The 14,075-nt window shown below is 59.8% G+C and carries 11 protein-coding genes and 2 pseudogenes; 11 read left to right on the forward strand and 2 right to left on the reverse strand.

The genetic code is table 11. From position 1 onward, the window contains the following. The first annotated feature begins 12 nt into the window (after nucleotides 1–12). The 8 genes and pseudogenes from BLU63_RS28265 to BLU63_RS28300 all read left to right on the forward strand — a co-directional run. Nucleotides 13–3,111 (forward strand): efflux RND transporter permease subunit, encoded by a 3,099-nt coding sequence (locus BLU63_RS28265; protein ID WP_083376829.1) that lies wholly within the window; start codon nucleotides 13–15, stop codon nucleotides 3,109–3,111. 102 nt (nucleotides 3,112–3,213) lie between these two features. Further along, a complete protein-coding gene (locus BLU63_RS28270; protein WP_010459983.1) occupies nucleotides 3,214–3,855 on the forward strand; it encodes a DUF1345 domain-containing protein in 642 nt (213 codons plus the stop codon). A gap of 76 nt (nucleotides 3,856–3,931) precedes the next feature. Continuing rightward, nucleotides 3,932–4,771: an AraC family transcriptional regulator gene (locus BLU63_RS28275; protein ID WP_083376830.1), complete on the forward strand. Its 840-nt coding sequence runs from the start codon at nucleotides 3,932–3,934 to the stop codon at nucleotides 4,769–4,771. A 52-nt stretch (nucleotides 4,772–4,823) separates the two neighbouring features. After that, nucleotides 4,824–5,432, forward strand: coding sequence for a LysE family translocator (locus tag BLU63_RS28280; protein ID WP_083376831.1), 609 nt, complete (start codon nucleotides 4,824–4,826; stop codon nucleotides 5,430–5,432). Between the two features lie 132 nt (nucleotides 5,433–5,564). Next, entirely contained in the window at nucleotides 5,565–6,590 is a 1,026-nt protein-coding gene (locus tag BLU63_RS28285; RefSeq protein ID WP_083376832.1) for a LacI family DNA-binding transcriptional regulator, read from the forward strand. 139 nt (nucleotides 6,591–6,729) lie between these two features. Then, complete coding sequence (locus BLU63_RS28290) at nucleotides 6,730–7,512, forward strand: sugar phosphate isomerase/epimerase family protein (protein WP_083376833.1); 783 nt, start codon at nucleotides 6,730–6,732, stop codon at nucleotides 7,510–7,512. Then, nucleotides 7,505–8,542 carry a sugar kinase gene (locus BLU63_RS28295; RefSeq protein ID WP_083376834.1) on the forward strand — a complete coding sequence of 346 codons (1,038 nt, stop codon included), beginning with the start codon at nucleotides 7,505–7,507 and terminating at the stop codon, nucleotides 8,540–8,542. The genes BLU63_RS28290 and BLU63_RS28295 overlap by 8 nt, the downstream gene beginning before the upstream one ends. 45 nt (nucleotides 8,543–8,587) lie before the next feature. Further along, nucleotides 8,588–9,514 (forward strand): annotated as a pseudogene (locus BLU63_RS28300) (MFS transporter); the annotation flags it as partial. Nucleotides 9,515–10,161: 647 nt separating this feature from the next. On the opposite strand, the pseudogene BLU63_RS33640 reads toward BLU63_RS28300, so the two are convergent. Together BLU63_RS33640 and BLU63_RS28310 are read right to left on the reverse strand one after the other, a co-directional pair. After that, nucleotides 10,162–11,029, reverse strand: a pseudogene (locus BLU63_RS33640) (sterol desaturase family protein). Between the two features lie 68 nt (nucleotides 11,030–11,097). After that, nucleotides 11,098–11,538, reverse strand: a complete 441-nt coding sequence (locus BLU63_RS28310) for a helix-turn-helix transcriptional regulator (protein WP_231990919.1) — start codon at nucleotides 11,536–11,538, stop codon at nucleotides 11,098–11,100. Nucleotides 11,539–11,904: 366 nt separating this feature from the next. Here BLU63_RS28310 and BLU63_RS28320 point away from each other — a divergent pair, with 366 nt between their 5' ends. The 3 genes from BLU63_RS28320 (at nucleotide 11,905) to BLU63_RS33200 (ending at nucleotide 13,802) form a co-directional block, all read left to right on the forward strand. Then, on the forward strand, nucleotides 11,905–12,237 hold the full coding sequence (locus BLU63_RS28320) for a TFIIB-type zinc ribbon-containing protein (RefSeq protein WP_077750425.1): 333 nt from the start codon (nucleotides 11,905–11,907) through the stop codon (nucleotides 12,235–12,237). Between the two features lie 55 nt (nucleotides 12,238–12,292). Further along, on the forward strand, nucleotides 12,293–13,210 hold the full coding sequence (locus BLU63_RS28325) for a cation diffusion facilitator family transporter (protein WP_077750424.1): 918 nt from the start codon (nucleotides 12,293–12,295) through the stop codon (nucleotides 13,208–13,210). Between the two features lie 76 nt (nucleotides 13,211–13,286). Next, a complete protein-coding gene (locus tag BLU63_RS33200) occupies nucleotides 13,287–13,802 on the forward strand; it encodes a hypothetical protein (protein WP_197678977.1) in 516 nt (171 codons plus the stop codon). The last annotated feature ends 273 nt before the right edge of the window (nucleotides 13,803–14,075 follow it).

Genomic DNA, 14,075 nt, shown 5'->3' on the forward strand with positions numbered 1-14,075 from the left:
AGGACGCTTTTTATGCCGCAGTTCTTTATCGATCGCCCGGTGTTCGCCTGGGTGGTTGCCCTGTTCATCCTGCTGGCCGGCGCCTTGGCCATTCCTCAGTTGCCGGTGGCGCAATACCCCGACGTCGCGCCGCCGCAGATCGAAATCTACGCCGTGTACCCCGGCGCTTCGGCGCAGACTATCGACGAGAGCGTAGTCAGCCTGATCGAGGAAGAGCTCAACGGCGCTGATCATCTGCTGTATTTCGAATCCCAGAGCAGCCTCGGCAGCGCCACCATCAAGGCCACTTTCCAGCCGGGCACCCACCCGGAAATGGCCCAGGTCGACGTGCAAAACCGGCTGAAAGTCGTGGAGTCGCGGCTGCCCCAAGCGGTCAATCAGCAAGGCTTGCAGGTGGAGAAAGTCTCCGCCGGTTTCCTGTTGTTGATCACCCTGACTTCCAGCGACGGCAAGCTCGACGATGTGGCGCTCAGTGATTACCTGGCGCGCAACGTGATGAACGAGATCAAGCGCCTGGACGGCGTCGGCAAAGCCCAGTTGTATGGCGCCGAACGGGCGATGCGCATCTGGATCGACCCGCAGAAGCTGATCGGTTTCAACCTGACCCCGGGCGACGTCAACGCCGCCATCGTCGCGCAGAACGCCCAGGTCTCGGCCGGCAGCATCGGCGATTTGCCGACGCGCACCACCCAGGAAATCACCGCGACCATTCTGGTAAAAGGCCAATTGTCGACGCCGGAAGAATTCGCCGACATCGTCCTCAAGGCCAATCCTGACGGTTCCACCGTGCGCATCAAGGACGTGGCGCGGGTCGAGATCGGCAGCCAGGAATATCAGTTCGGCACGCGCCTGAACGGCAAGCCTTCCACCGCCGTCAGCGTACAGTTGGCGCCAGGCGCCAATGCGCTGAGCACCGCGACCCTGGTGCGAGCGAAGATGGATGAACTGGCGCGCTACTTCCCGGCGAACGTGGAATACAAGATTCCTTACGACACCTCGCCGTTCGTCAAAGTCTCGATCACCAAAGTGGTTTACACCCTCGGCGAGGCGATGCTGCTGGTGTTTGCGGTGATGTTCCTGTTCCTGCAGAACATCCGCTACACGCTGATCCCGACGCTGGTGGTGCCGGTGGCGCTGATGGGCACGTTTGCGACCATGCTCGCGCTGGGCTTCTCGATCAACGTGCTGACCATGTTCGGCATGGTACTGGCCATCGGCATTCTGGTGGATGACGCCATCGTGGTGGTGGAAAACGTCGAGCGGATCATGGCCACCGAGGGCCTGTCGCCCAAAGAGGCGACGCGCAAGGCGATGAAGCAGATTACCGGGGCAATCATCGGCATCACCCTGGTGCTGGTGGCGGTGTTTATTCCGATGGCGTTCATGCAGGGCTCGGTCGGGGTGATTTACCGACAGTTCTCGCTGTCGATGGCCACCTCGATCCTGTTCTCCGCCTTCCTTGCGCTGACCCTGACCCCGGCGCTGTGCGCGACGCTGCTCAAGCCGATTGCCAAGGGTGAGCATCACGAAAAGAGCGGGTTCTTTGGTTGGTTTAACCGTGGTTTCGAGCGTCTGACCGAGCGTTATCAAGGTTGGGTGGCGTATGCACTGAAACGCACGGGCCGTTATCTGCTGATCTACGGCGTACTGCTGATTAGTCTGGGCCTGTGTTTCAGTCGCCTGCCCTCCTCGTTTCTGCCGGTTGAGGATCAGGGCTACACCATCACCGACATTCAGCTACCACCGGGCGCGAGCAAAAACCGCACGGTCAAGGTCGTGGAACAAGTTGAAGCGCACAACGCCACTGAGCCGGGTGTCGGCGACAGCACAGTGATTCTCGGTTTCAGTTTTTCCGGCAGCGGACAAAACGCCGCGCTGGCATTTACCACGCTGAAGGATTGGTCGGACCGGGGCAGCGACGACTCGGCGAGTTCGATTGCCGACCGCGCCAACATTGCCCTGAGTCAGATAAAGGATGCGGTGGCCTACTCGGTGCTGCCGCCGCCGGTTGACGGTCTCGGCACTTCCAGCGGTTTCGAATTCCGCTTGCAGGACCGTGGCGGCCTCGGTCATGCCACGCTGATGAAAGCGCGTAGCGAATTGCTCGCCGCCGCAGAGAAAAGCCCGATCCTGATGAACGTGCGTGAAAGCGCGCTGGCCGAAGCACCGCAAGTGCAGCTGGAAGTCGACCGCAAACAGGCCAACGCTTTGGGCGTGTCCTTTGCCGACATTGGCAACGTGCTCTCCACGGCGGTCGGTTCGGCCTACATCAACGACTTCCCCAATCAGGGGCGGATGCAACGGGTGGTGGTTCAGGCTGAAGGCGATCAACGCAGCCAGGTGGCCGATCTGCTGAAGATCCACGTGCGTAACGACGGCGGAAAAATGGTGCCGTTGTCGGCCTTCGTCCAGGCGAAATGGACCCAAGGCCCGGCGCAGTTGACCCGTTACAACGGCTACCCGGCGATCAGCATTTCCGGCGAGCCGGCGCCCGGCCACAGCACCGGCGAAGCCATGGCGGAAATCGAGCGGCTGGTTGCACTCGGCCCGGCCGGGTTGGGTCAGGAGTGGACCGGGTTGTCTTTGCAGGAACGTTTGTCCGGCAGTCAGGCACCGATTCTGCTCGGGCTGTCGCTGTTGATCGTGTTCCTCTGCCTGGCGGCGCTGTATGAAAGCTGGTCGATTCCGACATCGGTGCTGCTGGTAGTGCCGCTGGGTGTGCTCGGCGCCGTGCTGGCCGTGACCTTTCGCGGGATGCCCAACGACGTGTTCTTCAAGGTCGGACTGATCACCATCATTGGCCTGTCGGCGAAGAACGCGATCCTGATCATCGAGTTCGCCAAGAGCCTGTACGACGAAGGGCATGACTTGGTCGACGCCACGCTGCAAGCCGCGCGCTTGCGGTTGCGGCCGATTGTGATGACGTCGCTGGCGTTCATTCTGGGTGTGGTGCCGTTGGCAATTGCTACCGGGGCCAGTTCGGCGAGTCAGCAAGCAATCGGCACCGGGGTGATCGGCGGGATGATCACAGCGACGCTGGCGGTGGTGTTTGTGCCGGTGTTTTTTGTGGTGGTGATGAAGCTGGTCCGCAAACGCCATAAAGACATCTAACCCACAACATATCCCCTGCGGGAGCGGGTTGTTTTCTCTGGTGTGGTCACAACAGACCACACTGGACTAAGGTGGTCGCATACCCTGGCCCATCGAGCACCCATGCCCTATCTCGCCCGCACCCACCCTCGCCTGTCTGCCGCAGCCACCCTTGGCCTCGCGGCAGGCATTCTGGCTCCAGTCGATTCGATCATCAGCAAAATCCTCATTGGCTGGAATGTCGGGGTCTGGACGTACTTGATCCTGATGCTCTGGCTCGCCGCCCGCGCCAAGGCGCCTGATGTAAGGCGTATTGCCGAGATCGAAGACGAAAACGCCGGGTTGGTGTTGTTTGTGGTGTGCATCGCGGCGATTGCCAGCCTCGCGACCATCACCTTCGAGCTGGCCGGCAGCAAAGACCTGGAAACCACCCGCAAGCTTCTGCATTACGGCTTCACCGCGCTGACGGTCATCGGCTCATGGCTGCTGATCGGGGTGATTTTCAGCGTGCATTACGCTCGCCTGTTCTACACCTGGGACGGCAAGGACCTGGCACTACGCTTCGCCGAAGGACTGGAAACCCCCAATTACTGGGACTTTCTGTACTTCTCTTTCACCATTGGCGTGGCGGTGCAGACTTCGGATGTGGGCGTGGCGACTCGGAGCATGCGCAAGATTGTGCTGGCGCAATCACTGATCGGTTTTTTGTTCAATACGGCGATTCTCGGTTTTTCGATCAACATCGCAGCCGGGTTATTTGGCTGAGCGCTGCACAAACGTTCTAGTCATTGTTCCCGGCGTCGGCGTTAAATACGTTGGTAAACGGTTTCGCAGGTGCAACATGACCACCCACAACTGGATCGACCTGACCCAAGACGCCGACACCGGCATCGAAACCCTGCGCGCGCATTTCAAGGGCCACGCTTACGATCCGCACTGGCATGACAGCTACCTGGTGGGCGTGACCGAGCAAGGCGTTCAGCAATTCAATTGCCGGCGCGCCAAGCATCAGAGCACGCCGGGCAAAGTGTTCTTGCTCGAACCGGGAGACATCCACGACGGAGAGGCGCCGACGGAGGATGGGTTCACCTACCGCATGTTGTATCTCGACCCACAGTGGCTGGAACGTGAGTTGAGCGCGCTGTTCGAAGACGCGCCGCTTAATAGTCAATTGAGTTTCGCCACCACCCTGGCCAGTGATACAAGGCTGGCTCACGCCATCAGCCTCGCCTTTGAAGCCTTGCACGGGGCGGAATTGAGAATCGTGCGCCAGAGCGCTCTTGACGGGTTACTGGAGCGCCTCACCACTCACTTGCACTGGCGCACCCGTTATGCGGAAGACCCGCGCATGCCCCGGGTGGCGCAGAAGGCCCGGGAGTACCTGCATGCCAACGCCCGTTACGACATCGGTCTCGATCAATTAGCTGCGGCAACTGGCGTAGATCGATTCCGTTTGACCCGCGCGTTCAAGGCCGCTTATGGCATCGCACCCCATGCTTACCTCGTGCAATTACGCTTGGCCACCGCGCGTCGCCTGCTGGCCCGCGGAGAACTACCGGCCACAATCGCCATGGAATTGGGGTTTTCCGATCAAAGTCATCTGGGCCGCTGGTTTGTAAGAGCCTATGGCCTGACACCCGCGCTGTACCGCAAGCGCTGCTCAAATCTTCCAGACAGGTGATACGCCGATTGTGAAGATCGTCATCATCGATCTTCACCGGAGTTTGCCCGCGATGCTGCCCTCTTTCCCGACGTTCCTGCCTTTCCTGCTGTTTGCTTTCGTGGCGTCGATCACGCCCGGACCCACCAACATTCTGGTGCTGAGTAACAGCGCCCGATATGGACTTTCTGCCGCACTGCCGATCATTCTCGGTGCCTGTGCCAGCGCCGCCACCCTTGTTTTGGTGGTGGGTACCGGAGCTGGTTCGTCGCTGAGCGCGTTGCCCGCCGTGCAAACCGCCATGCAATGGATCGGAGTGATGTGGCTGAGTTACCTCGCGTGGCAGATTTTCAGCGCCCCGGCGCAATCCGTTGCCGCGCAGGAAACCAAGGCGCGACTTGGAGCGGTGGGCGCCGCCAGCTTGCAATTGATTAACCCGAAAACATGGATGATGGCCCTCGCCGTCGTCAGCGTCTTTGCCGGAACGGGTGAATATCGGCTGGTACAGGTGGTGTATCTGTCGCTGGCATTTTTCCTGATTTCCCTGCCTTGCCTCGGCGTATGGGCACTGCTCGGCGCAGGCTCCATGCGTTGGTTACGCTCGCCGCAGGCGATGCAACGTTTCAACCGTGGCATGGCGGTGTTGCTGCTGGTATCGGCCTGGCTGAGTGTCTGGTTGTGACCTCCATCCGTCGGCGTTTATAGGCTCATCGTTCATTCGCTACTTGACGGGGGATTCGTTTCTGGTGTCTTCTGAAACCGGTTTCAGTGCTTGGCACTTAACCTGATAAATCCAATAAGAAGGTTTCAGACCGTGAACGATTTCTCCGCCGCCCAGCGCAGCCGCGTCACCATGCTTGACGTCGCCGAACACGCCGGCGTCTCCAAGGCCAGCGTCTCGCGCTTCATCGGCGATGATCGCGCTCTGCTCTCCGATGCCATTGCCTTGCGCATCGAGCAGGCAATTGCCCAACTCGGCTATCGCCCCAACCAGATGGCCCGCGGCCTGAAACGCGGCCGCACTCGCCTGATCGGCATGCTGGTGGCCGACATCCGTAACCCTTATTCGATTGCCGTGATGCACGGGGTGGAAACCGCCTGCCGTCAGCACGGCTACAGCCTGGTGGTGTGCAACACCGATCGCGATGACGAGCAGGAGCGCCAGCACCTCGCGTTGCTGCGCTCGTACAACATCGAAGGCTTGATCGTGAATACCCTGGGCCACCACCGCGATGAGTTGCGCGAGCTGCATCGGGAGATGCCGATGGTGCTGGTGGATCGCAAGGTTGAGCAGCTTGAAAGTGATCTGGTCGGTCTGGACAACCCGGCCGCAGTGGAAATGGCCATCGCCCACTTGCAGGAACGCGGCTATCGCGACGTGCTGATGGTGACCGAACCGTTTGACGGCACCAGCTCGCGGATTGAGCGGGTCAGCAGTTTCAAGGCGCAGATCGGGCAGCGTCCGACGCTGACCGGCGCGGTGGTCGAAACCGGTAGCGAGCTGACTGCGCAACTGAAAACCTTCCTGGAAACCCCCGGCCCTGGTCACAAAGCGTTGTTCTGTGCCAATGGCATTGCGGCGTTGGCCGCAACCCATGCCTTGCGCGAGTTGCAGTGCAATCTGTTCGAGGATGTCGGGTTGATTGCTTTGGATGATCTGGATTGGTATCCGCTGGTGGGCAGCGGGATTACGGCGCTGGCCCAGCCGACGGCGGAGATTGGCGCGAGCGCGTTTGAGTGTTTGCTCAAGCGGTTGCGTGGGGATGACGGACCGGTGCGGACGATGGATTTTTCGGCGCGGTTGATTGTGCGTGGGTCGACCCTTGGGAATCTTCAGTGAATGTGATGGCCCTATCGCGAGCAGGCTCGCTCCCACATTGGAATGCGTACACCTGCTCGCGATGAGGCCCGAAAGAACCCCACATTACTTAAGCCATTTTTTTGAACAAAAATGAAACCGGTTTCAGAGGTGCAAAACAATGAATAAACCACCCGTTTCCATCAGCCTGTCGAGCTACGGCGCCGATCTGGTCCGCCAACGCGGCCAAGGCAGTTTTATCGAGGTATTGGCGGCTGCCGGCGCCACGCGCATTGAATGGCGCGAAGAATTGCTGACCCATGAAAACCCGGTGCAACTGGCCGACGCCACTCGCTCACACGGCCTGGAAAGCATCTATTCCTCACCGATGGAACTGTGGCTGGCCGGCCAGTCGAAACCCAACCCTGAACTGCTTTCCACCCTCCAGCGCGCTGAAACGTTCGGCGCCAAATGGCTGAAAGTTTCCTTGGGCTACTTCACCGACAACAACGATCTGCATACCTTGAGCCGGATCCTCGCGCGAAGCCCGGTGCAGCTGCTGGTGGAAAACGACCAGACCTTGCACGGCGGGCGTATCGAGCCGTTCCAACGCTTCTTCGGCGAAGTCGAGCAACACCGACTGCCGATCAAAATGACCTTCGACATCGGCAACTGGCAATGGCAGGACCAGTCCGCCGTCAATGCCGCTCGGCTGCTCGGTCGGCATGTCGGCTACGTGCATTGCAAAGCCGTTGCGCGCCGGGCTGACGGCAAACTGGTCGCCACCCCGCCAGCTGCCAGCGATGTGCACCTGTGGGAACAACTGCTGCGACACATGGCCCAAGGCGTGATGCGCGCGGCGGAATATCCGCTGCAAGGCGATGACCTGGTGCAGTTGACCACCGACCACGTCGCCACCCTCGCCCGCCTCGGCCAATCCCGTCTGGAGAGTGCCCATGTCTGAGTTCGATATCCTCTCGTTCGGCGAAACCATGGCGATGTTCGTCGCCGATCAGAACGGTGATCTGGCGGCCGTCAGCCAATTCCACAAGCGCATTGCCGGGGCGGACAGCAACGTCGCGATCGGCCTGTCGCGGCTGGGGTTCAACGTGGCGTGGCTGAGCCGGGTCGGTGCCGATTCGTTAGGACGGTTTGTCGTCGATACGCTGGAAAAGGAAGGCCTGGATTGCAGCCATGTCGCCATCGACCCGGCACACCCGACCGGGTTTCAGCTCAAGTCTCGTACCGACAATGGCAGCGATCCGGCGGTCGAGTATTTCCGTCGCGGCTCGGCGGCGAGTCATTTGTCGGTGCAATCGATTTCCCCGTCGCTGCTCAACGCGCGACATCTGCACGCTACCGGCATTCCTCCGGCGCTGTCTGCGTCGGCCCGGGAAATGTCTTTTGAACTGATGACCCGCATGCGCACTGCCGGGCGCAGCGTGTCCTTCGACCCGAACCTGCGCCCAAGTCTGTGGGCCAGCGAGCAACTGATGATCAGCGAGATCAACCGCCTCGCCGCCCTCGCCCACTGGGTATTGCCGGGGTTGAGTGAAGGACGTTTGCTGACCGGGTATGAAGATCCGGAGGACATTGCGGCGTTTTATCTCGATCAGGGTGCAGAAGCGGTGGCAATCAAACTCGGGGCTCATGGCGCGTATTACCGCACGCAGCAAGATCAGGGGTTTGTCGCGGGTGTGCCGGTGGCAACGGTGGTCGATACCGTCGGCGCCGGTGATGGCTTTGCCGTCGGCATGATCAGCGCCTTGCTCGAAAACCACAGCTTCGCCGATGCCGTGCAGCGGGCCAACTGGATTGGCAGCCGTGCGGTGCAGAGTCGCGGGGATATGGAGGGGTTGCCGACCCGACTTGAGATGTCCGTCGAATTTGAGACCGCTGTTCGCGGGCAAGCTTCGCGCCTACAGGACAGCGGCGCTCTTGTAGGAGCGAGGCTTGCCCGCGAAGAGCCCCGCACAGCCACTGAAGATTTCTGACCCGTTACCTGCTGCGACAAAAACAACAAGCTCAGGAGCACCACTATGAAAACCGCCTCACTCGCCACCCGCCGTTGGTGGTACATCATGCCCATCGTCTTCATCACCTACAGCCTGGCGTATCTGGACCGCGCCAATTACGGCTTCGCTGCCGCCTCCGGGATGGCCGCCGACCTGATGATCACGCCCGGCCTGTCTTCAATGCTCGGCGCGCTGTTTTTCCTCGGTTACTTTTTCTTCCAGATACCGGGCGCGATCTATGCGCAGAAGCACAGCGTGAAGAAGCTGATTTTCGTCAGCCTGATCCTCTGGGGCGGGCTCGCGACGTTGACCGGGGTCGTCTCCAACGCCTATTGGCTGATTGTGATCCGTTTCATGCTCGGTGTGGTCGAAGCCGCGGTGATGCCAGCGATGCTGGTGTACTTGTGCCACTGGTTCACCCGCGCCGAACGCTCCCGGGCCAATACTTTCCTGATCCTCGGCAACCCGGTGACCATGCTGTGGATGTCAGTGGTGTCAGGTTATCTGGTGCAGCATTACAGCTGGCGCTGGATGTTCATCATTGAAGGTTTGCCGGCGGTATTCTGGGCGTTTATCTGGTGGCGTCTGGCCGATGACCGTCCGGCCCAGGCCAAGTGGCTGACCGACCAGGAGAAGCACGACCTGGAAAGCGCTCTCGCCGCCGAACAGGTCGGCATCAAAGCAGTGAAGAACTACGCCGAAGCCTTCCGTTCGCCGAAAGTGATCATCCTTGCGCTGCAGTTTTTCTGCTGGAGCATTGGTGTCTACGGTTTCGTGTTGTGGCTGCCGTCGATTCTCAAGGCCGGCGCGCAGATGGACATGATCGAAGCCGGCTGGCTCTCGGCGCTGCCGTACCTGGCCGCAGTGATCGGCATGCTGCTGGTGTCCTGGGGCTCGGACAAACTGCAGAAGCGCAAACGCTTCGTCTGGCCGCCGCTGCTGATTGCTTCAAACAATTCTGGACCCAAGCTAACAGTTAGTCGTGATTTTATCCATACAATTCAATAGCTTAATTCTTCTAACTATTTTGCATTCATTTTGCGCAAGTTCACGTGATTAAGCGGTCGTCCACTCATGCGGCAAACTCGGGCATTTTTCCTCCCCAGTGCGTCTGCCAATGGCGAGGATGTCTTTCAATAGATACACAGTTCAGGTCGTAAGTGCTGGATGGATTCAAATCGTGGCTGCCGCGCATTTGCCGCTGCGCAGCAACTTGCTGAATAGCTGCTCTAGAACACCAAAGGCCCCACAATCGCACCTGATTATGGGGTATGCGCCCCTCCTCCGAACTGTTCATGACACCTACGAAGGCCCGCGCTCAACGGGAAGTTGTGTGACGCGCTAACTGTAACGACCTGCATTTGAAAACGCGCCGACCTGCAATCAAGGCGTTTTCCGACCAGGATTAACTGCGACTGTCCGGCCCGGCCAGCATTAGCTGCAAATGACGGGGTTTATAGGTAGATGATCAAAGGCTGCATCAGCTCCTATATGGGCACGCGTAGAATCCAGAAAAGTCGCACGTTGAGGCCCAAGCAACCACTGCCTACCCTGCTTCGAGCAAACGCGTGGGGCCTACAGCTTTGAGGCCCACTACGCTATGTGCGGGCTCGGTCTCGCCCAAAGGGTTCGGTCAACTGACCAAGGTAACCTTTGGGATAGTCCCTCTCACGCAAGCCGACATTGGCGTCGACCTGCTTTCCTGTACTGTCGTAGAACGTCCCAAATAGCCGATCCCACACCATCAGAAATTCGCCGAAGTTCACCAGGGCATCTTCGAAGTCGCGCTTGTGGTGCCAGCGATGAATCTTGGCGACCCCGAGCACATACCGCAACCCATCCCACCCGGTAGTCCAGGTTCGAGTGCTGAAAGGCCAGATGCGCGGTCAGGATACCGAACCAGGTGGCAACCACTGCCGAAGGCGCGCCGAATGCAAACAGCACCACCAATCCCGGTCCCGCCATGAGTGCGGCATGTAGGGGATGCCGGCGCTCACCGTTCATCCAGTACAAGCGCTCGGCACTGTGGTGAATCATATGAAAACGCCATAGCCAGGGTACGTGGTGGCTGATCCGGTGCATGGCGTACAGGCTCAGATCGAGCACGGCGGCAACCAGCAGCAGCTGCAGCCACAGCGGGCTTTCAACTGGAAAGACACGAACGGAAGCTGGTACCGCATCGCCCAGCCTAGCCAAGTTTTCGGCGGTGAACTGGATGACGGAAAGATTCACTAGCATATGCACCAGGTCGGTCAGGGTGTCCTGGTGATCCTCCAGCCAGCCCTGGCGGAAAGGTTGGATGCGTTCCAGCGCCGCCACAGCCAAAAGACCGACTGCGGCAACCAAGGGTGTGCTGGGCCAATACGGCACACCGGCGTACAAGGCCCTGACCATGAAGGCAGCGCTGCCACCAAACACGAGCGGGTAACTCAACCAGCGCAGGGCAAATTGAAGGGAAGTGGACATCGCTCAGCTCCTGTGTAGAGAGCCTTCATGGTATGTGGAGAGGACGTCGTTCGACTTGAACGAAAGAGCTATGACGCCTGGAGCCCTACCTCAGCTAGGGCAGAGGACGGATCGATGCCCAGCAGCATTCTGAATGTCCGGGAGAAATGCGCCGAATCGGAAAAGCCCGCCGCATGCGCGGCTTCGGTCAACCGGCCCCCTTGAGCCATATGTTGAAGGGCTTGGGTGAGGCGCAGCCATTTGACGTAACTGCGCAATGGCACACCTGTTTGCTCCACGAACCAATGGGAAAAGCGTGTCGGGGATAGATGCACCAACGCAGCCATTACCTCACGCCCCATTTGGCCTTCGCGCAGCGTTGCGGTGACTTTGGTCAGGCGCGGATCGCGGATTGGCGGATCGGGAAGCCGCAACAGCTGACGTACCTGTGCCTGCAACTGGACAGCTGCATGCCCCGACGTACTCAACGCCTCGACTATCGCAACAACGTCGGCAGGGAGTATCTCCATCAGCCTCGCGGCTCCGCTCATCCGCAAGGCACGTACCTCATCGGACAGCACATCCAGGTAGATCGAGAGGACATGCCCTGCACACAGCCGGTGCTTCAAGCCTGCCGGAGTGAGGATGCCAGGCCCACCGAATCAAGGCGTTGTTCAGTAACACACTCGACCCGACTCGGGCCGTCGAATTACGCGACAAGATGCTGGCAGCGGGCTTGCCGGTCTGAGCCCTGTCATTTGCAGCTAATGCTGGCTGGCGACGATGGAATGCAGGTCGGGGCGTTCTCAAATACAGGTCGTTACAGCTAGAGAGCCTATAATGATGATCAGGCTCGCGAAAACCTAGCTTCGCCGAGCAAACACGAGGAGATGAAGATGGTAGATGTCGCAAATACACGTCCGGAGGGCCAGGGACATGGGCTGCTTTGTCCTGCCTGCAGGGTCGATCTGGTCATGAGCGAGCGCCAGGGCATCGAGATCGACTATTGTCCGAAATGCCGTGGCGTTTGGCTGGATCGAGGCGAGCTCGACAAGATCATCGAGCGCAGCGCCGACGCTGGCCCCGCTCAAACCCAAACCTACGCACCGAAGCCCGCACCGCAACAGGGGCAGCCTAGTCCGTCCCAAGGCTACTACGATGACGGTCATGGTTCGGGGCACGGAGGACACCGTCGCAAGCGATCATTCCTGTCAGATCTCTTCGACTGAGATCTTTGCTTCGGGACCGCTGCGGCGCCCTTCCACTGATTACTGAGGATCAAACATGGGCGCAGGGCATTCACACGCGGTGGCAGTTCCGCCCGGAACCGCAGCGGGACGGCATAAGAGCAGACTCGTAGGGGCGCTCGCCCTCACCACGACGTTCATGGTGGTTGAGGTGATCGGCGGCCTGTGGACGGGCAGCCTTGCGCTCCTCGCGGATGCGGCGCACATGCTGACCGACGCTGGCGGCCTTGCCCTGGCGCTGATCGCCGTCCGTTTTGCGGAACGCCCGGCGACGCCGCAGAAAACCTACGGTTTTGCTCGCATGGAGGTACTGTCGGCGCTTACGAATGCCGTCGTGCTCCTTCTACTGACCGTTTATATCTTCTACGAGGCCTATCAGCGTTTCCTGAACCCGCCGGAAATTCTAGCTGGACCGATGCTTGCCGTGGCGGTGGTCGGGCTTGTGGTCAACTTGATCAGCATGAGGCTCCTGTCCGCCGGGTCGTCGGAAAGCCTCAATGTAAAGGGAGCCTATTTCGAGGTGCTCAGCGACATGCTGGGCTCGCTCGGCGTCATCGTCGCCGCAGGCGTCATCATGCTCACCGGCTGGACGCTGGCCGATCCGATCATCGGCGCTGGCATCGGGCTTTTTATCATTCCGCGCACGTGGATATTGTTGAAGCAGGCAATCCACATCCTGATGGAAGGCACGCCGCCCCAAGTCAATATAGCGCTGCTGGAGCGAAAGTTGCTGGACATTTCCGGCGTGACAGCCGTCCACGATCTTCATGTCTGGACGATAACCTCCGGCATCGACGCCATGAGCTGCCACCTGGTCGTGGCCGACATGGCCCAGGCGCGGATGACGCTTATCAGCGCAAATGAGGCGATGAAGACCGGTTTCGGCCTGACACATGCGACGATCCAGATCGAGGATCAGAACCTGCGTGAGGCTGAGTGCGAATTAAGGCTATAGTGCTAGCAGGGGAAGGCGACTGGACAACCGGCCGGACGAACGCGACGGCGATGGTTGGCGCTGCGGGTGGACGTGCTTGAAGAACGGGCCGGTTTCCCTGGAAATCTTGCCCCGGCGAAAAACGGAGACCGAGATGGGAAAACATGGCCACCATGACCGCGGGTATCGCGATAGTTACTATCGGAGAAACGATCGCGATCCGAAGATGACGGGGGAGCCGGTCGATTATGATGCGCGTCCGAGCCTGCCGAGAAAACTGCCGATGGCTGTCGTTCTTGTCGGCCTCGTTCTGTGGTCGCTTCTCGCCTGGGTCGGTTATGCCCTGGTTGATCCCGTCCTCGGCTGGGTGGCGGCCAATGCCGGCCTCCTGGTGGACGGCGGGAAGGGCCTCGCGACCGGAGCCGGCAAGGAGGTTGGCAGTGTCGTCGATAATCTCAACGTTAGCGGCTTTTTGGGACAAGCCATCGCCTTGCTCCGAGTCATCGTGAAGCCGGCGATTATTGTTCTCTGGGTGATCGGTACCCTTGTCCTCATTGCCGCGCCCGTGATTCTGCCGAGGGTCGGCCGGCTGCTTGGTGGGCGCCGGCACTGATCGCGTCTGCCAACTTCTGCAACCATGACAGCGGCTCGAACCGCATCACCGACTCATTGAGCACCCCGTCGGTCTTTAGGATCTGCTTCAGGGGCGGCATTCTTGAGTGGGGCGAGATAGCGCAAGGTCACATAGGTGACCGCGCTTAGGATCACGGCGATAGCCCATCATGTGTTGAATTGCATCCAAAAATACCCACTTTCAGGGGTAATTTGGCACCAGCCGGTTCATGTTTTTAGCGCTGCAGACGTCTTGGTCAACAAATCCGGCAAG

The sequence above is a fragment of the Pseudomonas mandelii genome, from assembly GCF_900106065.1.
Taxonomy (GTDB): Bacteria; Pseudomonadota; Gammaproteobacteria; order Pseudomonadales; family Pseudomonadaceae; genus Aquipseudomonas; species Aquipseudomonas mandelii.

Coding starts and splice junctions, on each gene's coding strand:
- BLU63_RS28325 (WP_077750424.1), top strand. CDS start 12,293: ATGGGCGCAGGGCATTCACACGCGGTGGCAGTTCCGCCCGGAACCGCA.
- BLU63_RS28295 (WP_083376834.1), top strand. CDS start 7,505: ATGTCTGAGTTCGATATCCTCTCGTTCGGCGAAACCATGGCGATGTTC.
- BLU63_RS28265 (WP_083376829.1), top strand. CDS start 13: ATGCCGCAGTTCTTTATCGATCGCCCGGTGTTCGCCTGGGTGGTTGCC.
- BLU63_RS28310 (WP_231990919.1), bottom strand. CDS start 11,538: ATGGAGATACTCCCTGCCGACGTTGTTGCGATAGTCGAGGCGTTGAGT.
- BLU63_RS28280 (WP_083376831.1), top strand. CDS start 4,824: ATGCTGCCCTCTTTCCCGACGTTCCTGCCTTTCCTGCTGTTTGCTTTC.
- BLU63_RS28320 (WP_077750425.1), top strand. CDS start 11,905: ATGGTAGATGTCGCAAATACACGTCCGGAGGGCCAGGGACATGGGCTG.
- BLU63_RS28270 (WP_010459983.1), top strand. CDS start 3,214: ATGCCCTATCTCGCCCGCACCCACCCTCGCCTGTCTGCCGCAGCCACC.
- BLU63_RS28275 (WP_083376830.1), top strand. CDS start 3,932: ATGACCACCCACAACTGGATCGACCTGACCCAAGACGCCGACACCGGC.
- BLU63_RS28290 (WP_083376833.1), top strand. CDS start 6,730: ATGAATAAACCACCCGTTTCCATCAGCCTGTCGAGCTACGGCGCCGAT.